Annotated in this window: 22 protein-coding genes; 20 read left to right on the top strand and 2 right to left on the bottom strand. The window is 46.7% G+C overall.

From position 1 onward, the window contains the following. The first annotated feature begins 244 nt into the window (after positions 1–244). The 15 genes from nifJ (at position 245) to CCC70_RS15230 (ending at position 16,835) form a co-directional block, all read left to right on the top strand. Positions 245–3,790, top strand: a complete 3,546-nt coding sequence (nifJ, locus tag CCC70_RS15300) for a pyruvate:ferredoxin (flavodoxin) oxidoreductase (RefSeq protein WP_015524748.1) — start codon at positions 245–247, stop codon at positions 3,788–3,790. Between the two features lie 113 nt (positions 3,791–3,903). Beyond that, a complete protein-coding gene (locus tag CCC70_RS15295; protein WP_270652179.1) occupies positions 3,904–6,678 on the top strand; it encodes a YfhO family protein in 2,775 nt (924 codons plus the stop codon). After that, entirely contained in the window at positions 6,675–7,622 is a 948-nt protein-coding gene (locus tag CCC70_RS15290; protein WP_270652178.1) for a glycosyltransferase family 2 protein, read from the top strand. Before CCC70_RS15295 ends, CCC70_RS15290 begins: the two co-directional genes overlap by 4 nt. After that, positions 7,603–8,031, top strand: a complete 429-nt coding sequence (locus CCC70_RS15285; RefSeq protein ID WP_270389878.1) for a GtrA family protein — start codon at positions 7,603–7,605, stop codon at positions 8,029–8,031. Before CCC70_RS15290 ends, CCC70_RS15285 begins: the two co-directional genes overlap by 20 nt. Continuing rightward, positions 8,031–9,083: a nicotinate-nucleotide--dimethylbenzimidazole phosphoribosyltransferase gene (cobT, locus tag CCC70_RS15280; protein WP_270652254.1), complete on the top strand. Its 1,053-nt coding sequence runs from the start codon at positions 8,031–8,033 to the stop codon at positions 9,081–9,083. The genes CCC70_RS15285 and cobT overlap by 1 nt, the downstream gene beginning before the upstream one ends. 1 nt (position 9,084) lies before the next feature. Continuing rightward, entirely contained in the window at positions 9,085–9,612 is a 528-nt protein-coding gene (locus CCC70_RS15275) for a bifunctional adenosylcobinamide kinase/adenosylcobinamide-phosphate guanylyltransferase (RefSeq protein ID WP_270652177.1), read from the top strand. Continuing rightward, entirely contained in the window at positions 9,609–10,385 is a 777-nt protein-coding gene (locus tag CCC70_RS15270; protein ID WP_270652175.1) for an adenosylcobinamide-GDP ribazoletransferase, read from the top strand. Before CCC70_RS15275 ends, CCC70_RS15270 begins: the two co-directional genes overlap by 4 nt. Positions 10,386–10,412: 27 nt before the next feature. Next, positions 10,413–10,793, top strand: a complete 381-nt coding sequence (locus tag CCC70_RS15265; protein ID WP_270652173.1) for a bifunctional adenosylcobinamide kinase/adenosylcobinamide-phosphate guanylyltransferase — start codon at positions 10,413–10,415, stop codon at positions 10,791–10,793. Next, positions 10,786–11,385 (top strand): histidine phosphatase family protein, encoded by a 600-nt coding sequence (locus tag CCC70_RS15260; protein WP_118623802.1) that lies wholly within the window; start codon positions 10,786–10,788, stop codon positions 11,383–11,385. Before CCC70_RS15265 ends, CCC70_RS15260 begins: the two co-directional genes overlap by 8 nt. A 3-nt stretch (positions 11,386–11,388) precedes the next feature. Then, positions 11,389–12,207: a DUF975 family protein gene (locus tag CCC70_RS15255; protein WP_270652169.1), complete on the top strand. Its 819-nt coding sequence runs from the start codon at positions 11,389–11,391 to the stop codon at positions 12,205–12,207. Next, entirely contained in the window at positions 12,176–13,039 is an 864-nt protein-coding gene (gene yqeB / locus CCC70_RS15250) for a selenium-dependent molybdenum cofactor biosynthesis protein YqeB (RefSeq protein WP_330607393.1), read from the top strand. Before CCC70_RS15255 ends, yqeB begins: the two co-directional genes overlap by 32 nt. Before the next feature lie 54 nt (positions 13,040–13,093). Continuing rightward, a complete protein-coding gene (gene yqeC, locus CCC70_RS15245) occupies positions 13,094–13,786 on the top strand; it encodes a selenium cofactor biosynthesis protein YqeC (protein ID WP_186582138.1) in 693 nt (230 codons plus the stop codon). Between the two features lie 78 nt (positions 13,787–13,864). Next, positions 13,865–14,557: a nucleotidyltransferase family protein gene (locus CCC70_RS15240; RefSeq protein ID WP_207724828.1), complete on the top strand. Its 693-nt coding sequence runs from the start codon at positions 13,865–13,867 to the stop codon at positions 14,555–14,557. Between the two features lie 556 nt (positions 14,558–15,113). After that, positions 15,114–15,524: an IS200/IS605 family transposase gene (gene tnpA / locus CCC70_RS15235; protein ID WP_207724827.1), complete on the top strand. Its 411-nt coding sequence runs from the start codon at positions 15,114–15,116 to the stop codon at positions 15,522–15,524. Between the two features lie 54 nt (positions 15,525–15,578). Next, the gene (locus tag CCC70_RS15230; protein WP_243164902.1) at positions 15,579–16,835 is read left to right on the top strand and encodes an RNA-guided endonuclease InsQ/TnpB family protein; all 1,257 of its coding nucleotides are present in this window, start codon (positions 15,579–15,581) and stop codon (positions 16,833–16,835) included. Between the two features lie 295 nt (positions 16,836–17,130). Here CCC70_RS15230 and CCC70_RS15225 read toward each other — a convergent pair whose 3' ends face one another. Continuing rightward, positions 17,131–17,421: a BMC domain-containing protein gene (locus CCC70_RS15225; protein WP_015524765.1), complete on the bottom strand. Its 291-nt coding sequence runs from the start codon at positions 17,419–17,421 to the stop codon at positions 17,131–17,133. Positions 17,422–17,437: 16 nt separating this feature from the next. Continuing rightward, positions 17,438–17,737: a BMC domain-containing protein gene (locus CCC70_RS15220; protein ID WP_138277430.1), complete on the bottom strand. Its 300-nt coding sequence runs from the start codon at positions 17,735–17,737 to the stop codon at positions 17,438–17,440. A 253-nt stretch (positions 17,738–17,990) separates the two neighbouring features. On the opposite strand from CCC70_RS15220, the gene CCC70_RS15215 reads away from it, so the two are divergent. The 5 genes from CCC70_RS15215 to yedF all read left to right on the top strand — a co-directional run bounded on the left by CCC70_RS15215 (position 17,991) and on the right by yedF (position 22,399). Continuing rightward, positions 17,991–19,361: an MATE family efflux transporter gene (locus CCC70_RS15215; protein ID WP_270389890.1), complete on the top strand. Its 1,371-nt coding sequence runs from the start codon at positions 17,991–17,993 to the stop codon at positions 19,359–19,361. Positions 19,362–19,477: 116 nt separating this feature from the next. Beyond that, on the top strand, positions 19,478–20,725 hold the full coding sequence (locus CCC70_RS15210) for a DUF1015 domain-containing protein (RefSeq protein WP_270389891.1): 1,248 nt from the start codon (positions 19,478–19,480) through the stop codon (positions 20,723–20,725). Positions 20,726–20,848: 123 nt separating this feature from the next. Then, positions 20,849–21,493, top strand: a complete 645-nt coding sequence (locus CCC70_RS15205) for a GTP pyrophosphokinase (protein WP_270389892.1) — start codon at positions 20,849–20,851, stop codon at positions 21,491–21,493. A 2-nt stretch (positions 21,494–21,495) separates the two neighbouring features. Beyond that, the gene (locus CCC70_RS15200) at positions 21,496–21,687 is read left to right on the top strand and encodes a hypothetical protein (RefSeq protein WP_118368363.1); all 192 of its coding nucleotides are present in this window, start codon (positions 21,496–21,498) and stop codon (positions 21,685–21,687) included. A 100-nt stretch (positions 21,688–21,787) separates the two neighbouring features. After that, positions 21,788–22,399 (top strand): sulfurtransferase-like selenium metabolism protein YedF, encoded by a 612-nt coding sequence (gene yedF, locus CCC70_RS15195; protein ID WP_118368362.1) that lies wholly within the window; start codon positions 21,788–21,790, stop codon positions 22,397–22,399. Positions 22,400–22,416 lie beyond the last annotated feature (17 nt).

Raw genomic sequence — 22,416 nt, 5'->3', positions numbered from 1 at the left:
TTCCCGAATGTGAGTTGGGATAAGCGTATGAGATGATAAGGAGAGCAGTTTGGAGAGGAAAAATTCCGAACAGCTCTTTTTTATTTGTGAAAAAGATAACGGCGTTTGTACAGGATAATATACAAAAAACAATGAAAGAAAATGGACATAACTGGGAATCTATGATATAATAACCAATGGAATTTTAGGCCTTCATAAGCCTAAATAATATATTTTTTAACAAACCTTTAAGGAGGAAAAAACAATGGCAAGAAAGATGAAAACCATGGATGGTAACCATGCAGCCGCTCATGCATCATACGCTTTTTCTGATGTAGCTGCTATTTACCCGATTACCCCTTCATCTGTAATGGCTGAGGCTACAGACGAGTGGGCAACTCAGGGAAGAAAGAACATCTTTGGACAGGAAGTACAGGTTACAGAGATGCAGTCTGAGGCAGGTGCAGCAGGTGCCGTTCACGGTTCTCTGGCAGCAGGTGCCCTGACTACAACCTACACAGCTTCCCAGGGTCTTCTGCTTATGATCCCGAACCTTTACAAGATCGCTGGTGAGCAGCTTCCGGGAGTTATCAACGTATCTGCCCGTGCACTTGCTTCCCACGCACTTTGTATTTTCGGTGACCATTCCGACGTTATGGCCTGTCGTCAGACTGGATGTGCAATGCTTTGTGAGTCTTCTGTACAGGAGGTTATGGACCTTACACCGGTTGCTCATCTTGCAGCAATCAAAGGAAAAGTTCCATTCATCAACTTCTTCGACGGATTCCGTACATCTCATGAGATCCAGAAGATCGAGACATGGGACTATGAAGATCTGAAAGATATGGCAGATATGGACGCAATCGCAGAGTTCCGTAACCGTGCTCTGAACCCGAACCATCCATGTCAGAGAGGTTCCGCTCAGAACCCGGATATCTTCTTCCAGGCAAGAGAGGCATGTAATCCATATTATGACGCTCTTCCGGCAGTTGTTCAGGAGTACATGGACAAAGTTAACGAGAAGATCGGAACAGACTACAAACTGTTCAACTACTACGGAGCTGCTGACGCTGAGCACATCATCGTAGCTATGGGTTCCGTAAACGATACCATCGAGGAGACCATCGATTACCTTATGGCAGCTGGCAAGAAAGTCGGTGTTGTTAAAGTTCGTCTTTACAGACCATTCTGTGCACAGGCTCTTATCGATGCAATCCCGGATACAGTTAAGCAGATCTCTGTTCTTGACAGAACAAAAGAGCCAGGAGCTCTTGGCGAGCCTCTGTATCTTGATGTTGTTGCAGCTCTTCGCGACAGCAAGTTCAGCGATGTTAAGATCTTTACAGGACGTTATGGACTTGGTTCCAAAGATACAACACCTGCACAGATCGTAGCAGTATATGAGAACACTGAGAAAGAGAAATTCACAATCGGTATCGTTGATGATGTTACAAACCTTTCTCTTGAGACAGGCGCACCACTTGTTACAACACCAGAGGGAACAACAAACTGCAAGTTCTGGGGACTTGGAGCTGATGGTACTGTAGGTGCTAACAAGAACTCCATCAAGATCATCGGTGACAATACAGACATGTACGCTCAGGCTTACTTCGATTATGACTCCAAGAAGTCCGGCGGTGTTACAATGTCTCACCTTCGTTTCGGTAAGAAACCGATCAAATCCACATACCTGATCCACAAAGCAAACTTCGTTGCATGTCATAATCCGTCCTATGTTAATAAATATAACATGGTACAGGAGCTTGTTGACGGAGGTACATTCCTTCTGAACTGTGCTTGGGATATGGAAGGACTTGAGAAACATCTTCCAGGACAGGTTAAAGCTTTCATCGCTAACCACAATATCAAATTCTACACCATCGATGGTGTTAAGATTGGTATTGAGACTGGCATGGGACCAACACGTATCAACACGATCCTTCAGTCCGCATTCTTCAAACTTACAGGAATCATTCCTGAGGAGCAGGCTATCGAGCTTATGAAAGCTGCTGCTAAAGCTACTTACGGACGTAAAGGTGATGACGTTGTTAAGAAGAACTGGGCAGCTATCGATGCCGGTGCTAAACAGATCGTAGAGGTTCAGGTTCCGGAGAGCTGGAAGAACGCTGAGGACGAGGGACTCTTCATGTCTCACGCATCCCACGGTGCTCAGGAAGCTCAGGACTTCGTAAACAACATCCAGTGCAAGATCAATGCTCAGGAAGGTAACAGCCTCCCAGTATCTGCATTCAAGGATTATGTAGATGGTACAACACCATCCGGAACAGCTGCATATGAGAAACGTGGTATCGCAGTTAACGTTCCTGTATGGGTTCCGGACAACTGTATCCAGTGTAACCGCTGTGCATACGTCTGCCCGCATGCTGCAATCCGTCCGGTTGCTATGACAGCAGATGAGACAGCTAACGCTCCAGAGGGAATCAAGACACTTCCACTTACAGGAATGAAAGACTATACATTCACAATGACTGTATCCGCTCTTGACTGTACAGGATGTGGTTCCTGCGCAAATGTCTGCCCAGGAAAGAAAGGCAACAAAGCTCTTGAGATGGCTCCGCTTGAAGCTAACACAGAAGAGCAGAAATTCTTCGATTACGGTGTAACACTTCCTCAGAAGGAAGACGTTATCGCTAAATATAAAGAGACAACTGTAAAAGGCAGCCAGTTCAAACAGCCGCTCCTTGAGTTCTCCGGCGCTTGTGCAGGTTGTGGTGAGACACCATACGCTAAGCTGATCACACAGCTCTTTGGTGACAGAATGTACATTGCAAATGCTACAGGATGTTCCTCTATCTGGGGTAACTCTTCACCATCTACACCATACACAACAAACGCTAAGGGACAGGGACCTGCATGGTCAAACTCTCTGTTCGAGGATAACGCAGAGTTCGGTTATGGTATGCTTCTTGCACAGCGTGCGATCCGTGGCGGTCTGAAAGAGAAGATCGAAGACCTTGTAGCTAACGGAACAAACGAGGATGTTAAGGCAGCTGGTCAGGAATGGCTGGATACTTATGCTGTAGGCGCAACAAATGGTGCAGCTACAGAGAAACTCGTTGCAGCTCTTGAGGCTTGCGGATGTGACAAGGCTAACGAGATCCTTGCACAGAAAGACTTCCTCTCCAAGAAATCCCAGTGGATCTTCGGTGGTGACGGATGGGCTTACGATATCGGATTCGGTGGTGTTGACCACGTTCTTGCAAGCGGACGTGACATCAACGTTATGGTATTCGATACAGAGGTTTACTCCAACACAGGCGGACAGTCTTCCAAATCTACACCGACAGGTGCGATCGCTCAGTTCGCAGCAGGCGGAAAAGAGACTAAGAAGAAAGATATGGCATCTATCGCAATGAGCTATGGCTATGTATATGTAGCACAGATTTCCATGGGTGCTGACTTCAACCAGACTGTAAAAGCAATCGCAGAGGCAGAGGCATATCCGGGACCATCCCTGATCATCGCTTACGCTCCATGTATCAACCATGGTATCAAGAAAGGTATGAGCAAAGCTCAGACAGAGGAAGAGCTGGCAGTTAAGTGCGGATACTGGCACAACTTCAGATTCAACCCGGCTGCTGAGAACAAGTTCAGCCTTGATTCCAAGACACCGGATATGGAGAACTATATGGACTTCCTGAACGGTGAGGTTCGTTACAATTCTCTGCAGCGTCAGAATCCTGAGAAAGCTGCAAGACTGTTTGCTAAGAACGAGTCTGAGGCTCAGGCTAGATATGAGTATCTGCAGAAACTTATCACTCTTTACGGAGCAGATAAGAAAGAAGACTAATTATTGATCAATAGTTACTGTTTATACAGTGTGCTTGCTGATTAAGCATTAGGTGACAGGCCTGCGGTGTTTAGCGCACCGCAGGCCTTTTTTCATATACAGGAGAGACATATATGAAGAGAATTTTTTCGAAGGAGAAATCCCGGAAAGAGAAAAAAGCAGATTTTTATATTCTGTATACGATTGTTTTTGCGGCGATCTCGCTGTTTATTTACAGTTGTTTTTATTTCAATGGAAAATCCCTGATCTGGAGTCATGACGGTGTTCCGCAGCACATCAATGCATTGGCCTATTATGGAAAATATCTGCGGAATGTTCTGCAGACGCTGGTGACGGAGCATAAGCTTTCCCTTCCTATGTGGGATATGCATATCGGATACGGTTCCGATATCCTTACAACACTTCATTATTATGCGATCGGTGATCCGCTGACCTTACTGTCCGTTTTTGTACCGGAAAAAGACACAGAGATCTTATATGAGATTCTGATCTTTCTCCGCATTTATCTGGCGGGTATCACATTCAGCATTTACTGCTTTTACCGCAAGAATCCCAAACAGGCCACATTTCTTGGAAGCCTTGTTTATATTTTTGCAGGATGGACCATTTATGCGTCCATGAAGCACCCATATTTTTCCAATCCCATGATCTATCTGCCGCTGGTCCTTATGGGAATTGAAAAGATTTACAAAAAAGAAAAGCCATACCTTTTTATCTGTGCGACGGCTGTAGCGGCAATGTCTAATTTTTATTTCTTTTATATGATCAGTATCTTTATGGTGCTGTATGCAGCTTTCCGGTATTTTGGAATATTCCGCAAGCGTTCAGTAAAAGATGTATTTCAGTGGTTCCTAAAATTTGCTGGCTTTTATCTGGTCGCACTTATGATCGCTGCACTGATCTTTTTACCTGTGGTCATGACTCTGTTTGGAACAGAGCGCTTTCAGGCGCAGAATTATGTGCCGCTGTTATATGACCGCATTTACTACGAAAAATATCTCGGCTGCCTGATCGGCGAAAATATGATCCAGTGGGGAGTTGCTGGATATTCCGCAGTCGCAATGGCAGGCGTGTTTGTGATCTTTTCCAAAAAGAAAAAATATACGGGACTGAAGCTGGGCTTTGTGCTTCTGAACTTGTTTTTGCTGATCCCCTTTGCAGGTCATGTACTGAATGGATTTTCATACGTGTCCAATCGATGGATCTGGGCGTATGGAATGCTGATCGCATATATCCTGGTACAGGCATATCCGGAACTGTTTACGCTGGGCATCAGGGAAAAACGACGGATATTTGTGATGCTGCTGATATATGGCGTGCTGGCACTGTTTTCGGAATCTGCCCGTACGGAACGCAATATCATGGCACTGATGATGCTGGTCCTGGCTGTGTTTACAGTGGTTTCCTACGGAAACGTATTTACACAGGGAAAGTATCTCTGTGGAATGATCGTGGCCGTGCTTGTGACAAGCATCCTTCTGAATGTTTCATACCAGTATTCTTACGAAAAAGATTATCTGTCAGAATTTGAGGAAAAGGATCAGGCGCTGGAGAAGCTTCAGTCCGGACCGGACAAAGCAATCCGGTCAATGGACGATTCAGCGGTTACCAGATATGACCAGTACAAAACGGGCTCTTATGTAAACACTGCCATGTATATGGGAACCAACAGTACTTCCTATTATTTCAGTGTGGCCAATGGAAATATCAGCCGTTTCTTTGATGAGATGTATCTGAATACCCCCTGGGATTATCATTACAGCAGCCTGGACGGACGGAGTATCCTGGATCGTCTTGCCTCGGTGAAATATTTTGCCATCAAAAAAAGCGGATATGGGTATCTGCCATACGGCTATGACAGTGAAGCAGCAGTCACAAAAAAATACAGGATCTACGAAGACGAGGATTCCCTTCCTCTTGGTTATACCTATGATTCCTGGATCCCCAGAGAAAACTATGAAAAGCTTTCCGTGACCGAAAAGCAGCAGGCACTCCTGCAGGGGGCAGTCCTTGAGGACAGCAGTCTTTCTGAGACAGACCTCATCTTTGACGATAAGAAAGCAGATTTTACACTGGAAGCAGGAAAAGGCTGTAAGATAAAAGACGGAAAGATCATTGTGGCCAAAGAAGGAGCAACCGTACAGATCGGATATCAGGGAGAGCCGGAGGCAGAGGTTTATCTTGTGGCAAAAAATCTGGATTTTAATGCCTATTCTCCACGTGCAGTGGTCAGTGATAAAAAATGGGATTCCATGACAGAATATGAGAAGAATACCGTGCGTTATGAAGACAATAACTGGCGCTACTGGAAAGAAAGCAAGGAATCAGCAGTGGATGTTTCGCTGGGCTCCGTGGACAAGACTATCCGGATCTTTACAGATAAATACAACGGCTACAGCGGAAGACATAATTTTCTTCTGAATATGGGATATAAAAACTATTCTGCAGGAACTATGACACTGACATTCTCCATGCCAGGAGAATATACCTTTGATGATCTGTATGTGGTATGTCAGCCCATGTCTTCTGTTGAAGAACAGACAGAGGAGCTTGGAAAAGAAGCTCTTCAGAATATCAAAATGGAGACAAATTGCATTCGTGGAGATATCACAACCACTTCCGATAAGATCCTGGTATTTTCCATTCCCTACAGCGCAGGCTTTACCGCCTATGTAGATGGAGAAAAAACAGAACTTGTGAAGGCAAACAGTATGTATATGGGACTGGAATTAAAAAAAGGCAGGCATACGATCACGCTCAGATATTGTACACCGTATATTGTGCCCGGAATGATACTGACGGTGATCGGCCTTATCCTGTTTGCCGGGATCGTAATATCTTACCGGCGCCGGGGAAAACAAAAAGAAAGGGGAAAACAGGAGAAATGAGCCGATTATCGGTAGTTTTGCCTGCCTGTAACGAGGAACCGATGCTGGAGAAAACCTGCCGGACTCTCAGAGAGCTCCTGGGGCAGGCCGGGATCCTTTATGAACTGGTCCTGGTAGATGACGGTTCCTCTGACGGAACCTGGGCAGCGATAGAAAAAGTATCCGGAGAAGATAAAAATGTGACAGGTGTGCATTTTTCCAGAAATTTCGGGAAAGAAGCAGCAATTGTGGCCGGCCTTGCACAGGCATGCGGAGATGCGGTGGCTGTGATGGACTGTGACCTGCAGCATCCGCCGGAAATCCTCCTGGAAATGTACCGGCTCTGGAAGCAGGGCTACGAGGTTGTGGAGGGTATCAAGAAAAATCGTGGAAAAGAAACTCTTTTTCACAGAAAAAGTGCCGGATTTTTCTATCGGATCATGTCCCGTGCCACCGGCTTTGATATGGAAAATGCTTCCGATTTCAAGCTGCTGGACAGGAAAGCGGTGGAGAGTGTTCTCGCCATGCCTGAACGGAGCATGTTTTTCCGGGCGGCATCGTCCTGGATAGGCTTCAAAAGCATCTCCGTACCTTTTGAGGTGCAGGAGCGTGAGGCAGGAGAATCCAAATGGTCTGCAGGAACGCTGATCAGCTACGCGTTTCGGAATATCGTGGCATTTACAACACTTCCGCTGCAGTTTGTAACAGCCGGTGCTGTGGGTTGCTTTGGGTGCTCCCTGCTCCTTCTGGTCTATTCTCTGGTCCGGTATTTTTCCGGGCATGCGGTGGAAGGCTATACCACACTTCTGATCGTGATGCTCTTTATCGGAAGTGCCGTGATGATGAGCCTCGGGATCATCGGATATTATATCGCCAGGATCTATGAGGAAGTAAAACGCCGTCCGAGATATATCGTGTCAAAGATCATACGAGGAGGAGATACCAATGAAAAAGTGGATCCTTAAATTCTATGAAAATGATGTGATCCGTTATATTTTCTGGGGTGGTTGTACGACTCTTGTAAATCTGTTAAGCTTTTATATCATGAGGGCAATGAAAATCCCGCTGATGAGTGCCAACATCATATCGATCATCCTGGCGATCCTGTTTGCCTATGTTGTGAATTCCAGATTTGTATTTCATGACCGCTGTGAAACATGGAGGGATCATATACAGCCCTTTCTGAAATTTATAAGTGCCCGTCTGGTGACCATGGTCATTGAGGTAGGCGGTGTATGGCTTCTGGCGGAGATTCTGGGATTGCAGGATATGTTTGCAAAATTCTGCACACAATTTATCGTGCTGGCGTTGAATTATATTTTTAGTAAATTTATTATTTTTACCACAGGTAAAAGGATTGGAGGTAGCAAATGATGACTTTGGATGAGGCAGTGAAGAAAGTCCGCCCTCTGGATGAAAAGGCTATGGAGGGGGCGAGAAAAAGATGGGACAGTATTGCAAAGCCCCTGCATTCTCTGGGAGAACTGGAGAATATGCTGACACAGATCGCCGGCATCACAGGTACACCGGAGATACGTGTGGAGAAAAAAGCGGTGGTTGCCATGTGCGCGGATAACGGAGTTGTAGAAGAGGGTGTGACCCAGACCGGACAGGAAGTGACGGCTGTCGTGGCTGAGAATTTTCTGGAAGGGACTACTACCTGCTGTGTGATGTGTCGTCAGTGTGGAGCAGAGCTTTTTCCTGTAGATGTGGGAATGGTCACAGATACAAAGGTCCGTACAGATCTTAAGGTTGCCTATGGGACCAGAAATATGACCAGGGAGCCGGCAATGACAAGAGATCAGGCGATTCGTGGCATCGAAGCCGGAATTGCCATGGCAGAGGAGCTGAAGGAAAAAGGATATCAGGTCCTTGCAACCGGTGAAATGGGCATCGGAAATACCACCACCAGCAGTGCGGTAGCAGCTGTGCTTCTCGGAAAACCGGTGGAAGATATGACCGGACGTGGTGCCGGATTAACCAGTGAAGGGCTTGTCCGGAAGATCAATGCGATCAAAAAGGCAATTGCCCTGAATAATCCGGATCGTTCAGATGCCCTTGATGTCCTGGCAAAGGTAGGCGGACTGGATATTGCAGGAATGGCAGGAGTATTCATTGGAGGAGCAGCACTTGGAATGCCGGTTGTCATGGACGGATTTATTTCCTGCGTATCTGCACTGATCGCAATAAAGATCTGCCCGCAGGTAAGTGATCATATCCTTGCGTCTCATGTATCCAAAGAGCCTGCAGCACAGCTGATCCTGAAGGAGCTTGGCAAGGAAGCGATCATCCACGCCGGCATGTGCCTGGGCGAGGGAACCGGAGCTGTGGCACTGTTTCCGATGATGGATCTGTCCTGTGCAGTATATAATTCCATGAGTACCTTTGGTGATATCAATGTAGAACAGTACGAGGAGCTGAAATAATATGCTGGTTGTTGTAACAGGAGGCAGCGGAAGCGGAAAATCTGCTTTTGCGGAAGAAACCATACTTTCCCTTGGCGAAGCCAGAAGGATCTATATCGCCACCATGCAGGCTTTTGACGAAGAAAGCCACAGGCGCATCCGCAGACACCGGCACATGCGTGCAGGAAAAGGCTTCGAGACAATAGAAAGATATACAGAGCTTGATGAGCTGTTCATCCCGAAGGACTGTGTGGTTCTTCTGGAGTGCATGTCCAATCTGGTTGCAAATGAGATGTTCCGGGAAGACGGCTTCCACCCGGAGGTGGCGGAAAAGATCACAGAAGGAGTGAAAAATCTTCTTTCCCAGGCAAAGCATGTGGTGATCGTCACCAACGAGATCTTTTCAGACGGGATCCTCTACGAGGAAGAATCAGAACAGTACAAAAAAGAGCTGGGACAGATCAACCAGAAACTGGCAGAGATGGCAGAAGAGGTTGTGGAAGTCGTATACGGGATCCCTGTATGGCATAAAGGAGGAAAGGAAGCATGAAAAGCTTATGGAACAGTTTTAAGGCAGCCTTTGCCATGTTTTCAAAGATTCCTATGCCCATGGTGGACTGGAAGAAGGAAAACATAAAATATATGATGTGCTTTTTCCCCTTTGTGGGTACTGCCATCGGCATCCTGACCTGGCTTGCAGGAGGGGTCCTCGGTGTACACGTAGCTCTGGAGCCATTTTTTCTTGCTGTGATCCTTACTGTGATCCCGGTATTTGTTACCGGCGGCATTCATGTAGATGGGCTTCTGGACACGTCAGATGCATTAAGCTCCTGGCAGGAACGCACAAGGAGGCTGGAGATCCTGAAGGATTCCCATGCAGGTGCATTTGCCATTATCACAGCCTGTGTATATTTTATCCTCTGGCTGGGAGCCTGGGATCAGCTCCTTGGAAATTATAACGGGATCTGTATCATGAGCCTGGGCTTTATGATGTCCAGATGTCTTTCCGGGATCGGTGTGATCACATTTCCCAAGGCAAGGACAGACGGGACTGTGGCAGAATTTTCCAGAAATGCGTCAGAGATCGCAGTGCGAAATGTTCTTATCACGATGTTTGTGATCCTTGCAGCGCTGATGATATGGGTAGATCCGGTCCTGGGTGTTCTGGCAGCTGTCAGCGCACTTCTGGTATTCTGGTGGTATCACCATATGGCTTTGAAATATTTTGGAGGGACCACAGGCGATCTTTCCGGATTTTTCCTCTGCATCTGCGAGGTTGTGATGGCACTGGTGCTTGCTTTTGGCGGCGCGTTTAATCTGTAATGAAGATTTGGATGAGGTAAAAAAGATATGGAAATGATAATCGGAGGTGCATATCAGGGAAAAGCTGCCTATGCAAAAGCGCAGTTCCCGGATGTGGACTGGAAATTCGGAGGAGGGATCACAGAAGAGGAGCTTCTGAAGGCAGAGGGCGTTCTGGGATTTCAGGAATACATAAGAAAAGCTCTGAAGGCAGGAGAAGATCTCACCGGTCTGGCAGAAAAGCTGGCACAGCAGGATACGGATGTGATCCTTGTCAGTGAGGAGGTAGGCTACGGGATCGTTCCGGCGGATGCTTTTGAGCGGCAGTACCGTGAAGCTGTTGGCCGGGTGTGCACTGCACTGGCTGCAAAAAGCAGAAGGGTCACAAGAGTGGTATGCGGGATCGGGACGGTGCTGAAGGATGATTAGATTATATCTGATAAGACATGGACAGACACCCGGAAATAAGCTTCAGCGTTATATCGGAACAACGGATGAACCACTGAGCACGGAAGGAAAGGAATTTCTGGAAAAGCTGACCTATCCTATGCCGGAGGCCCTTTATGTAAGTCCGCTCTGCCGTTGTGTGGAAACTGCGGGGATCCTTTTTCCGGGAAAAAGCTTTCATATTATCGAAGAGCTTTCCGAGTGTGATTTTGGAGAGTTTGAAAATAAAAATTATAAAGAGCTTTCCGGAAATCAGGATTATCAGAGGTGGATCGACAGCAATGGAACGCTTCCTTTTCCGGGAGGAGAAAGTCGAGAAGCTTTTAAGCACCGAAGCCTTACAGGATTTCAGAAGGCCGTCACACAGTGTATCCGTAACAACATAAAGACAGCAGCTCTTGTGATACATGGCGGTACGATCATGAACATTATGGAAGAATATGCGGACAGACCCAGGGCTTTTTATGAATGGCATGTAAAAAACGGCGGTGGTTATCTGGCAGAGCTGGAGCCTGCGCTGTGGCAGAAGGGCCGGAGAGAGCTCTGTGTCCGTGAAGCATATATGGAGGGTTAAGTTATGAATGAGCAGAAGATCAGCTGGAAACGCAGTGACTTGAAATGGCGTGGAAAACAGGCATTCAAAAAAAATTACTGGTCAGCAGTGCTGGTAAGTCTGGTGCTGGCTATTGTGATGGCAACCGGTGGAAGCGGTGCGGCCACAGGCAGTGCCGGAAATGTGGCAAGTCCGGATTACGGTGTTACAACGTATCGTTTGGGTACGGATATCAATGGTGTTACTTCTTATGTCAGCCATGTATTTCGCTCCCCACTGGCAGTGCTTTTTGCGCTTCTGAGTGCCAGTGCCGTGGTAGCTGTGGCTTTGATCGGAATCCTTTTCCATTTTTTTGTGGGAAATGTTCTGGAGGTAGGCGGAAGAGATTTTTACATTGAGAACCTTTATTCTGTACCCGGGCCCGGAAAGCTCCTCAGTGTATTTCGTTCAGGGAATTACGGTAATATCGTAAAAACCATGTTTTTACGGGACCTGTATCTTGTATTGTGGACGCTGCTTTTTATTATTCCCGGGGTGGTAAAATCCTACGAATATAAGATGATACCTTATCTTCTTGCGGAATATCCGGATCTGAGCACAAAGGAAGTATTTGCAAAAAGCCGTGAGATGATGGACGGACAGAAGATGGATACCTTTATCCTGGATCTTTCCTTTATTCCCTGGTCTGTCCTTTCGGCAATTACGGCCGGGATCGCGGGACTCTTTTATGTATCCCCGTATAAGGATGCAACCTATGCGGAGCTTTATGATACTCTTGCGGCAGGAATGCCGGGAAACGGACAGCAGGTGTATGAAGATGAAAACAGCGGCATATACGGATAAAATGATCCTTGTGAGAGGTGGCGGAGATCTGGCCACAGGAGTGATTCACAAGCTTCATCAGAGTGGCTATCAGGTCCTGATCCTGGAATGTGACCGTCCAAGTGCCATCCGTCGTCATGTGGCTTTCTGTGAAGCTGTTTATGACGGAACTGCAGAGGTAGAAGGCGTTGTGTGCAGGAGGATCACGGAGAACGATATCCGGACACAGTGCAGGAAATGCTGGGCACAGGGAGAGATTCCCCTTCTGACAGATACCCATGGAAAACATATCCGCGAACTGGAGCCGGAGGCAGTGATCGATGCCATCCTTGCAAAAAAGAATCTTGGGACCAGCAGGGATATGGCACCACTGACTGTGGGACTTGGCCCGGGCTTTACCGCAGGGGAGGATGTGGATTACGTGATCGAGACCATGCGTGGCCATAACCTGGGAAGGATCATAAAAAAAGGCAGTGCCCTGCCGAATACCGGAGTGCCGGGACTGATCGCAGGGATTGGAAAGGAACGTGTGATCCATTCACCGGCAGCCGGTAACATGAAAAACATCTGTCAGATCGCAGATCTTGTTGAAAAAGACCAGGTGATCGCCGTGGTAGGTGATACGCCGGTGAAGGCTACCATTTCCGGCGTGATCCGGGGGCTGATCCGGGACGGCTACCCTGTTTTTGAGGGAATGAAGATCGCGGACATCGACCCAAGGGCAGAACAGAAGAAAAACTGTTTTACGATCTCAGACAAGGCAAGGTGTATCGCAGGGGGAGTTCTGGAGGTGCTGATTTCCTGCGGAGTGCTTCCGGGAACAGAGAAAGCTGTGAGGAATGAGAATCTGTGACCGATACAGAGCCTGGTGTCCCTGAAAAAAGTTAGAAGAAAAATGGAGTGTGTCATGAAGAAAAATGAAAAAGCGTTTACTGTGGCATTCACAGGAGGCGGCGGAAAGACCAGTCTGATCCTTGGACTGGCAGAAATATTTTCCGGACAGGGAAAACGTGTGATCGTGACCACAACCACGCATATGGCATGGGAACCGGAACGTCCTTTTGCGGAGGCAGAGGACATTCCGGGAGCATGCCGGCTTATAGAACAATACGGATACGTCATCGCGGCTCATCACAAGGCCGGGCAGCCAAAGATTTCCGGCCCCGAAAAGGAGATCCTGGAAAAGCTGCCCGGCTTTTGTGATCTTCTTCTTGTGGAAGCTGACGGATCCAGGCGCCGACCCCTTAAAGTGCCGGCTGTTCATGAGCCGGTGATCCCTTCTTTTGCAGATATGGTAGTAGGAGTGATCGGTCTTGACTGCATCGGCAAAAGGATCTGTGATACGGCACATCGTCCGGATGATGTGGCGGGATTTCTGGGAAAGCGTACAGATGAGCCTGTGACATGGATGGATGTGTGGAAGATCATCCGGTCTGAAGACGGATTGCAAAAAGGCGTGGACGGGCGAAGATTTCTTGCGTATCTGAACAAGGCAGATACTCTGGAGGATCCTTGTGTGGTGGAGAAGCTTATGGCACAAGGTCAGGAGTCTGGGATCATGGTGATCTGCGGCAGCTTGCAGAGAAGTGTAAACAGCTAGTACAGCGAAAATTAAGTTTCTGCTATATTGACGCAGGATGATTTCTTCATCTGCAAGGCGGAGGAATGAGGCGTAGCGGTGGCTACGACGATTGACGACAACGCAGCAGATGAAAAATCAGGCAAGTCAATATGGCGGTTACTTAATATTCGCTGTACTAGAATCGAAAGGAAGTGGAGCGGTGATATGAAGCTGGGACTGATTATGCTGGCAGCAGGAAACAGCCGGCGGTTTGGAAGCAATAAGCTGCTGTACGGGATAGACGGAATGCCGATGTACAGGCATATCCTCCTGGAACTGAAAAAAGTGAAAGCAGCACTGGAGGAACAGGGGCACAGGTGTGAGATCACAGTTGTCACACAGTATGAGGAGATCGCGCAGGAAGCAGAGAAGCTCGGCGCGAGGTTTCTTTATAATCTGCATCCGGATGAGGGGATATCTTCCTCATTGAAGATCGGGCTGCGGGTCAACCGGGAGATGGATGCTTGTCTGTTTACGGTGGCAGATCAGCCGTGGTTGCGGTGGGAGACGGTTTTGGGACTGGTGGATGTGTTTTTGAGAGATGGGAAAGGAATCGCCTGTGTGGAGCATGATGGGAAGACCGGGAATCCCTGTGTTTTTTCGAAGAAGTATTATGAGGAACTGATGAAGCTTTCCGGTGATGTCGGAGGGAAGAGAGTGGTTGTGGCACATCGGGAGGATGTGGCTGTGATGAAGGTGGAAGATGGACGGGAGATGGTGGATGTGGATTTTTCGGACGGACGCCGGTGAGGTACCGTCTGGTTTGTGCTGGGGCTTCGTCGGGGGCTGGCTTCTAAGGCGCCGGAAATCTGCTAAAACCGCTGAAAAAAATCCAGAACTCGCTCCTGCGTCGCTCAAACAACTGGATTTTTTCCAGCAACGCAGATTCCCACCGCCTAAGAAGCGCACCCCTCCTGCAGAGCCAGCCCAAACCAGACGGTACCTCGCCGGCTGACGTGCGAAAGGGGAGATAGGCTAGAGTGAAAGTGTGAAGTTTGTAGAAGCAGAGCATCAATGACGAAATCACCGTGTCTGAGGCAATTTTCACGCATACAAAAGCCAGCAGGGAACCGCCCTGGCGTGGCGGGATGCTCTGCAGGAGTCCTGCTGATTCTTAGGACAATAAGCGGGAATTCTCGGCAATTCAATTACCGAGATGAAAGCGCAGGATTGTGCATATCTGCACATTGAAATAATATAATAATCTCCCAATCCCTTGATATTAATGCCGTAACCGGCATATAATCAATCGAAAATATGTTCGATTTTTGCTGCGCATTTCTACTTGTTATGTTATACTATATGTATGAAAGAAAATCTAATACATTATAGGACTTGTGTGTGTAATATTAATTACCATATGGTGTGGTCGGTGAAATACCGGCGGAAGATATTAAACTCAGAAATTGAGGAATACCTAAAGGAACTGGTGCAGCAGATCGCTGAGGATAAAGGTTTTACTGTTTATTTATTTGAATGTGGTGAAGGTGATCATGTCCACTGTTTTGTATCAGCTCCACCAAAGCTGTCCATAACAGCAATCGTCAAGTATCTGAAGGGAATCACCGGCAGAAAACTGTTCGAACGTTTTCCGGAAATAAGAGACCAGCTATGGAAGGGAGAGCTGTGGAACCATTCCTATTATGTGGAAACGATCGGATCTGTATCTGAGGAGAATATCCGCCGTTATATTGAGCATCAGAGCAAGTCGTATTAAATCAAGGTGGAGTGTAGATCTCTATCTGCATAGCTGTCCAAAGGGGGAAGAGGAATGCTGCTGTCACACAGAACATCTGTAAAGATCCGGCCGGAATATTCCAATATCATAGGGCATATGTGTTATGCAGCTTCCAAACTCTGGAATGTCTGCAACTACGAACGTCATCATTATAAAGAGCTGGGACTGGAAAAGTATCCTGATTGGTATTATCAGAAAAAAGCGCATAAAGGAGATCTGTGGTACAGACAGCTTCCATCACAGACAGCACAGGAGACCTGCAAGCAGCTGGACAAAGCATGGAGATCTTTCTATGTCCTGAAAAAGACTAGAGGGATCAAAGATCCAAATCCGCCCCGTTTTAAGCAGGACAATATCCCGGTCACATACATGCAGATGGGAATCCGGCATGAGAAAGGTTCAGACCAGCTACGCCTGTCTCTGCCAAAGGATCTGAAAAGCTATATGGAAGAAACCTACGGGATCCATGAAAAATTTCTATATCTTGAAAATAAGATTTTCAGGGACATGGATCATATAAAACAATTGCAGATCTATCCGCCGGAAAACGGAAAATGTGACCTTATCGTTACCTATGAGATTGAAGGACCAGAGCAGCTTTCCCAGAATGGACATTATTTATCTATTGATCCTGGACTTCATAATCTTATGACCTGTTATGATTCCGGAAACGGCCGGACTTTTATCCTTGGAAGGAGATATCTTTCATTGGAAAGATATTTTCATAAAGGGATCGCCAGAGTGCAGTCTGTCTGGTATGCGCAGCAATCGGAAAGAGGGATAAAATATCCAAGATCATCGAAACATATCCAGAGACTTTACAGAAAAAAGCAGAATGCAGTGAAGGATTATCTTCACAAAGTAACCAGATGGATTGCAGAATACTGCAGAAAAGAAGATATCCGTTGTGTGGTTGTGGGAGATATCCGAAATATCCGTAAAGAGAAAGATATGGGGCATAAGACCAACCAGAAGTTTCACGGACTGCCATATAACAGGCTGTATATCATGCTGGGATATAAGCTGAAACTGTATGGGATCCAATTGATAAAACAGGAGGAAAGCTATACCAGCCAGTGCAGTCCATTATCACCGGAAGTATCAAAAAGATATGCAGAAGCATTAAACCGAAAAGAACGGGGTATGTATATAACTGACGGAGTAAGCTACAATGCAGATGCAGTAGGCGCATTTAATATCCTGCGGAAATATCTTTCCGTATCCGGAAAAGAGAAGACACTGTCCGTAACCGGACTAAAAAATCCAGAAATAATAAAAGTAGCTGTATAGCCGAAAGGCAAGCAGTATTGGTGTCATGGACGCACCCTGAAAAAAGGCGGTATCCCGCCGGATTTCAGATACTCTGGTAACTAAGTTGCCGAGTAGTTCACGTGGTGTGGTTTCTGCGTTATTCCAAAAAGTTCTGCTGTCTGAGCGGCTTGACGCGAGTTCAGAACTTTTTGGAATGGTTTTAGCAGAAGCCGCAGCACCTTAGAAGTCAGCGGATGACGAAGCCCTTCCCGCTACGCCAGGGCGGTTCCCTGCGTACGTTCGTTATAATTTATAATTATAAGGTAGACAAATCTCAAATAAAATGATTCTTAGCCGCTTCTTCCTCAGCCAGACGAACCGTCTCACCGGAAGGATTGGAGATTACTGCTGAAGCTACGATCTCACAAGGCGGGTTTCCTTTTACACTGTCAACGGCAGCCGTAACAGCAGAAACATCACCAGTCAGAAAAACAGTGGCATGACCACCACACTTCGTCTGCCAGGTAAGAAAAGAAACATCAGAAGTCTTCAGCATCTGGTCGATCACCAGGATCGCATTACTGCTGCCAACAACCTCAACTAAACCAAAAGCACCATAATTCATAAATCCATCGCCCCCTTTATTTATTGATCGTCATCTTCAGTGCGATCTCAGTATCCTCAGAAGGAGAAGCGATCACAGTATGAGAAACAACCTTACCAAGAGGTTTGGCTGCCTCCAGCGCAACCTCCATAGCTGCATTAACGTCAGAAACAGAACCACGCATCTTGACACAGGCGCCACTCTTCAGACGGTTACGTTCAACACTCTGGATCTTGACATTAGCTGCTTTGGAAGCAGCATCAAGAGCAACAAAACAGGCAACCAGGTTATCCAGCTCAAAAACACCTACAGCCATGCCCTTATAATTATTATCCATAAAAATACCTCCATGCGGAACAGATTCCAGTAATGTGGTTTCTTGACCGGTTTTACGTGGAATCATTACCGTTTTTATGGATTTATTATAACTTTTTTAGACAAAAATAGCAAGAAATAAATACACAGATAACAAAGTATTACTGAGAACGGAGTGAACAGTAGTTCATGAAGAGAACAGCAACGCAAAGTTTACTTTGGACGCCGGATATAGTATATTAATTAAATAAGAAATAGCAGGAAGGTGTAAAGAAATGCAGATACATCAGACAGACTTTTCAACAGGAAATGTCTATCGTAACATTATGGAAGTGGCTGTGCCGATGATCATTGCACAGATCCTGAACCTCCTTTACAACATTGTAGACCGGATCTATATCGGAAGGATTCCTGAGATCGGAGCCACTGCACTGACAGGAGTGGGACTGTGTTTTCCTATTATCACCCTGATCACCGCATTTACCTATCTTTTTGGAAATGGAGGAGCACCGCTTTGCTCCATGGAACGGGGAAGAGGAAACCGGGAAGAAGCAGAAATGCTCATGGGAAACACCTTTGTGATGCTGATCGGCACAGGAGCGATCCTGACAGCCATTGGCCTTATCTTTTACAGACCGATCCTCTATGCCTTTGGCGCCAGTGATGTAACCTTTTCCTATGCGGCAGACTACATAAGGATCTATCTTCTGGGAACCCTGTTTGTGATGATCACTCTGGGAATGAACCCGTTTATCAACAGCCAGGGATTTGGAAACACAGGGATGCTCACGATACTGATCGGTGCTGTACTGAACATTCTTCTGGATCCCCTGTTTATCTTTGGAATGCACATGGGAGTCCGGGGAGCGGCTTTGGCGACTATCATTTCCCAGTTCTGTTCCGCCATCTGGGTCTTACGCTTCCTTACAGGAAAAAAGGCGATCCTGAACCTGAAAAAAAGCGCCATGAGGATCTCCTGGAAAAGAGTTGGCAGTATCGTAAGTCTGGGTATGTCCGGTTTTTTTATGGCATTTACAAACAGTCTTGTGCAGGTGGTATGCAATGCCACACTCCAGACCTGGGGTGGTGATATCTATGTTGGTGTCATGACAGTTTTAAATTCTGTCCGTGACATTTTCACCATGCCGGTCCATGGGCTTACCACAGGTGCTTCTCCGGTCATGAGCTTCAATTATGGAGAAAAAGCTTACGACAGAGTCAAAAAAGCAATTAAATTTATTACAGTTGTCTGTGTGATCTATACCCTGGCAGGCTGGGGGATCCTGAAGGTGCTTCCTGAATTTTTTATCCGGATCTTTAACAGCGATCCCGGGCTTCTGGAAAAGGGAGTTCCCGCCCTTCATATTTACTTTTTTGGCTTCTGTTTTATGGCACTGCAGTTTACCGGACAAAGTGTGTTCGTAGCACTTGGAAAGGCAAAAAAGGCCACCTTTTTTTCCCTGTTTCGAAAGGTAGTGATCGTGGTACCGCTGACGATCCTGTTGCCTCATGTGAATGGCCTGGGAACAGACGGCGTGTTCTGGGCAGAACCGGTTTCCAACCTTGTAGGCGGCTGTGCATGCTTTTTTACCATGCTGGCGACAGTACTGCCGGAGCTGAACAGTGACCTCAAACGGGCCGGATAAAGGTTTGCGGGAAATTTTGATATGTGTTAGAATGGACAGGACGATTTTTCTGCAGACTAAGCAGAAATATTAAGAAAGGCCGGCGTATGGCCGGACAGGAATGAGAGGAAAACACAATGGCTTTATTTCAGGCATTTCGGGCAGTAAGACCTGCTTCGGAAAAAGCAGAAAAGGTGGCGGCACTTCCTTATGACGTAGTCAGCAGAAAGGAAGCGAGAGAGATCGGGGAAAAAAATCCGGAATCTTTTTTACATATAGACCGTGCAGAGATGGATCTGGATCCGGAAACAGATCTTTATGATCCGATGGTTTATCAGAAGGCAAGGGAAAATCTGGACCGTTTCCAGAAAGAAGGGATCCTGATCCAGGATGAGAAACCGAACTATTATCTGTATGAACTGATTCGTAAGGGAAAATCCCAGACAGGGATCGTAGGTGTCAGCTCCATTGATGATTACATGAATGGTGTGATCAAAAAGCATGAGCTTACAAGAGAGGATAAGGAGCAGGACCGCATCCGTCACGTGGATGTCTGTGATGCCAACACAGGCCCTATTTTTCTGGCGTGCAGATATCCGGCAGAGCTTCTTACTCTTATGGAAGAATGGAAAGATACACATGTTCCGGTGTATGATTTTACTTCCGATGACGAGATCACACATCGTGTATGGATCGTAGATGAGGAAGAAACGATTCGGACTATAGACAGCCTTTTTGGCGGTATCTCATCTATCTATATTGCAGATGGCCACCACAGAGCAGCCTCCGCAGTAAAGGTGGGACAGAAGAAAAGAGCGGAGCATCCGGACTACACAGGAAAAGAAGAATTTAACTTTTTCCTGTCAGTGGTATTTCCGTATGACCAGCTGACTATTCTTCCGTATCACAGGATCGTAAAGGACATCAAAGGCATGGAACCCAAAGCCTTTATCGGAAGTATGAAGTTTAATTTTGAGCTGATGGCAATGCCGGGCTTTCCATGTAAACCGGTAGAGAAACACTGTTTTGGGCTGTATGTAGACGGAGAATGGTTCCATCTGAAGGCATATCCGGATATCTATGCGGGAAAGGACAGCGTAGGTCAGCTGGATGTGTCTATTCTTCAGGATAAGGTCCTGGGTCCGGTTCTGGGGATCAGTGATCCGCGTACCGATGAGAGAATCCGCTTTATGGGAGGAAACCACCGGCTGAAAGATCTGGCAGCAGCTGCAGATGAGACAGGAGGAGCTGCCTTTGCCATGTATCCTACATCTATGGAGGAGCTGATGACGATCGCAGACGAGGGAAAGCTTATGCCGCCAAAGAGCACCTGGTTTGAGCCGAAGCTCCGCAGTGGTCTTTTTATCCATAAGCTTTCAGACTGATGCCGGAGACTTTATAGAATTTTAATAAAATCGTCAGGAAAATCTTAGGAAATTAATACAGATCGCTCACATTTGTCAGGTAATATACAGTATATGCTGAGCAAATGAGAAAGAGAGGTTTTCATGACAAACGAACAGTATTACGATTGCATCCAGCCATACCAGAATGCATGCCAGATCATGCGCGCCAAGCTTGAAGTGCTCAACGGAAGTCTGTATCAGAAGTCTGCCGTATCTCCGATCCACAATATCCAGGAACGGATCAAATCCAAGAGGAGCATCGAAAAAAAGCTGGAGAAGCTGGGACATTCGGACAGTGTGCAGAACGCCAAGGATCATCTCCGGGATATCGCCGGAATCCGTGTGATCTGCTACTTTATTGATGATATATATAATCTTGTAAATGCGCTGAAACGGCAGAGTGAGCTGATCTTTATCAGGGAGAAGGATTACATACAGAATCCAAAGCCCAACGGATACCGCAGCCTTCATGTGATCATCGCAGTTCCGGTATACTATCTGGATACCATGGAGTATTTTCCGGTGGAGATCCAGCTGAGGACGATGACTATGGATCTCTGGGCAAGCATGGAGCACCGTGTCTGCTACAAGAAGCTTCCGGAACACAGGGATGAGCTGGCAGAGGCTTTCTGTCAGTACGCAGATATCCTCGGAAAGATCGAGGAACAGTTTGAAGCCTACAATGAAACAGGAATGCTGGAGGAGATCACACCAGCCCCGATTGCTGAGAATCCGTCGGAGGGATAAAAATGGAGATTGAAGAGGAATTTGTATCCGGTTTCTGCCGTACCATGAACGGGGGCGAAACCGTCTGCTGTGAGTATACACGGCAGGAGGACGGCAGCAGGAAGCTGACTTTTATGGACTGCGCGCATGAGAGATGTGTAAATACAGGCGCCTGTGAGATCTTCAAACAGGCTCATGAACTGGAGCAGAAATAAAAGATCAAAGAAAAGAAAACGGCGAAAATGCATAATGATCAAAAATAATAATGATAAAAAAACAATTATAAAAAAATCACAGAAAACAGGAGGAGTAGGTATGAAGCACACAGTAGATGCGATGGGAAAGCAGTGTCCGATCCCGGTGGTGATGACCAAGAAGATTCTTGACAAGGCAGAGCAGGGAGACGAGATCTTAATACTGGTAGACAACGAAACGGCGGTAAACAACTTAAGCAGACTTGCCGGAAGTACCGGATGCAGCTTCGTATCCAGAAAAACAGAAGGTGGTTATGAGATCAATATGACAGTAAAATCAGATTCTGCTGCAAGAAGTCAGGCAGAGCCTGAGATCGTCTGCACACCGGCTGTTCCTAAGGGAGATTATACAGTTGCCATCACTTCTGATAAGATGGGAGACGGAGATCCGGAGCTTGGTGCGATCCTGATCAAGGGATTTGTGTATGCGCTGACACAGCTGGAGACACCGCCGTCAGTTATGCTGTTTTATAATGGCGGAGCCAGACTTACTGCACAGGATTCACCATGTATCGAAGACCTTAAGACCTTACAGGAACAGGGAACAGAGATCCTGACTTGCGGAACCTGTGTGAACTTCTATGGACTGAAGGAACCGGCAGTGGGAACCGTAACAAATATGTATACCATAGCGGAAAAGCTCACAAAAGCAGGAAAAGTGATCCGCCCGTAAACAGAGAAACATATAGA

It is taken from the genome of Blautia sp. LMAG:89 (assembly GCF_008679485.1).
Taxonomy (GTDB): Bacteria; Bacillota; Clostridia; order Lachnospirales; family Lachnospiraceae; genus Blautia_A; species Blautia_A fusiformis.
Note: the sequence above shows the minus strand (reverse complement) of the source record. Positions and strands in the feature narration are given on the sequence as shown.

Bases quoted from the DNA above. Each gene is read 5' to 3' on its own strand.
- nifJ (WP_015524748.1), top strand. From the start codon at position 245: ATGGCAAGAAAGATGAAAACCATGGATGGTAACCATGCAGCCGCTCAT.
- CCC70_RS15295 (WP_270652179.1), top strand. From the start codon at position 3,904: ATGAAGAGAATTTTTTCGAAGGAGAAATCCCGGAAAGAGAAAAAAGCA.
- CCC70_RS15290 (WP_270652178.1), top strand. From the start codon at position 6,675: ATGAGCCGATTATCGGTAGTTTTGCCTGCCTGTAACGAGGAACCGATG.
- CCC70_RS15285 (WP_270389878.1), top strand. From the start codon at position 7,603: ATGAAAAAGTGGATCCTTAAATTCTATGAAAATGATGTGATCCGTTAT.
- cobT (WP_270652254.1), top strand. From the start codon at position 8,031: ATGACTTTGGATGAGGCAGTGAAGAAAGTCCGCCCTCTGGATGAAAAG.
- CCC70_RS15275 (WP_270652177.1), top strand. From the start codon at position 9,085: ATGCTGGTTGTTGTAACAGGAGGCAGCGGAAGCGGAAAATCTGCTTTT.
- CCC70_RS15270 (WP_270652175.1), top strand. From the start codon at position 9,609: ATGAAAAGCTTATGGAACAGTTTTAAGGCAGCCTTTGCCATGTTTTCA.
- CCC70_RS15265 (WP_270652173.1), top strand. From the start codon at position 10,413: ATGGAAATGATAATCGGAGGTGCATATCAGGGAAAAGCTGCCTATGCA.
- CCC70_RS15260 (WP_118623802.1), top strand. From the start codon at position 10,786: ATGATTAGATTATATCTGATAAGACATGGACAGACACCCGGAAATAAG.
- CCC70_RS15255 (WP_270652169.1), top strand. From the start codon at position 11,389: ATGAATGAGCAGAAGATCAGCTGGAAACGCAGTGACTTGAAATGGCGT.
- yqeB (WP_330607393.1), top strand. From the start codon at position 12,176: ATGAAGATGAAAACAGCGGCATATACGGATAAAATGATCCTTGTGAGA.
- yqeC (WP_186582138.1), top strand. From the start codon at position 13,094: ATGAAGAAAAATGAAAAAGCGTTTACTGTGGCATTCACAGGAGGCGGC.
- tnpA (WP_207724827.1), top strand. From the start codon at position 15,114: ATGAAAGAAAATCTAATACATTATAGGACTTGTGTGTGTAATATTAAT.
- CCC70_RS15230 (WP_243164902.1), top strand. From the start codon at position 15,579: ATGCTGCTGTCACACAGAACATCTGTAAAGATCCGGCCGGAATATTCC.
- CCC70_RS15225 (WP_015524765.1), bottom strand. From the start codon at position 17,421: ATGAATTATGGTGCTTTTGGTTTAGTTGAGGTTGTTGGCAGCAGTAAT.
- CCC70_RS15220 (WP_138277430.1), bottom strand. From the start codon at position 17,737: ATGGATAATAATTATAAGGGCATGGCTGTAGGTGTTTTTGAGCTGGAT.
- CCC70_RS15215 (WP_270389890.1), top strand. From the start codon at position 17,991: ATGCAGATACATCAGACAGACTTTTCAACAGGAAATGTCTATCGTAAC.
- CCC70_RS15210 (WP_270389891.1), top strand. From the start codon at position 19,478: ATGGCTTTATTTCAGGCATTTCGGGCAGTAAGACCTGCTTCGGAAAAA.
- CCC70_RS15205 (WP_270389892.1), top strand. From the start codon at position 20,849: ATGACAAACGAACAGTATTACGATTGCATCCAGCCATACCAGAATGCA.
- CCC70_RS15200 (WP_118368363.1), top strand. From the start codon at position 21,496: ATGGAGATTGAAGAGGAATTTGTATCCGGTTTCTGCCGTACCATGAAC.
- yedF (WP_118368362.1), top strand. From the start codon at position 21,788: ATGAAGCACACAGTAGATGCGATGGGAAAGCAGTGTCCGATCCCGGTG.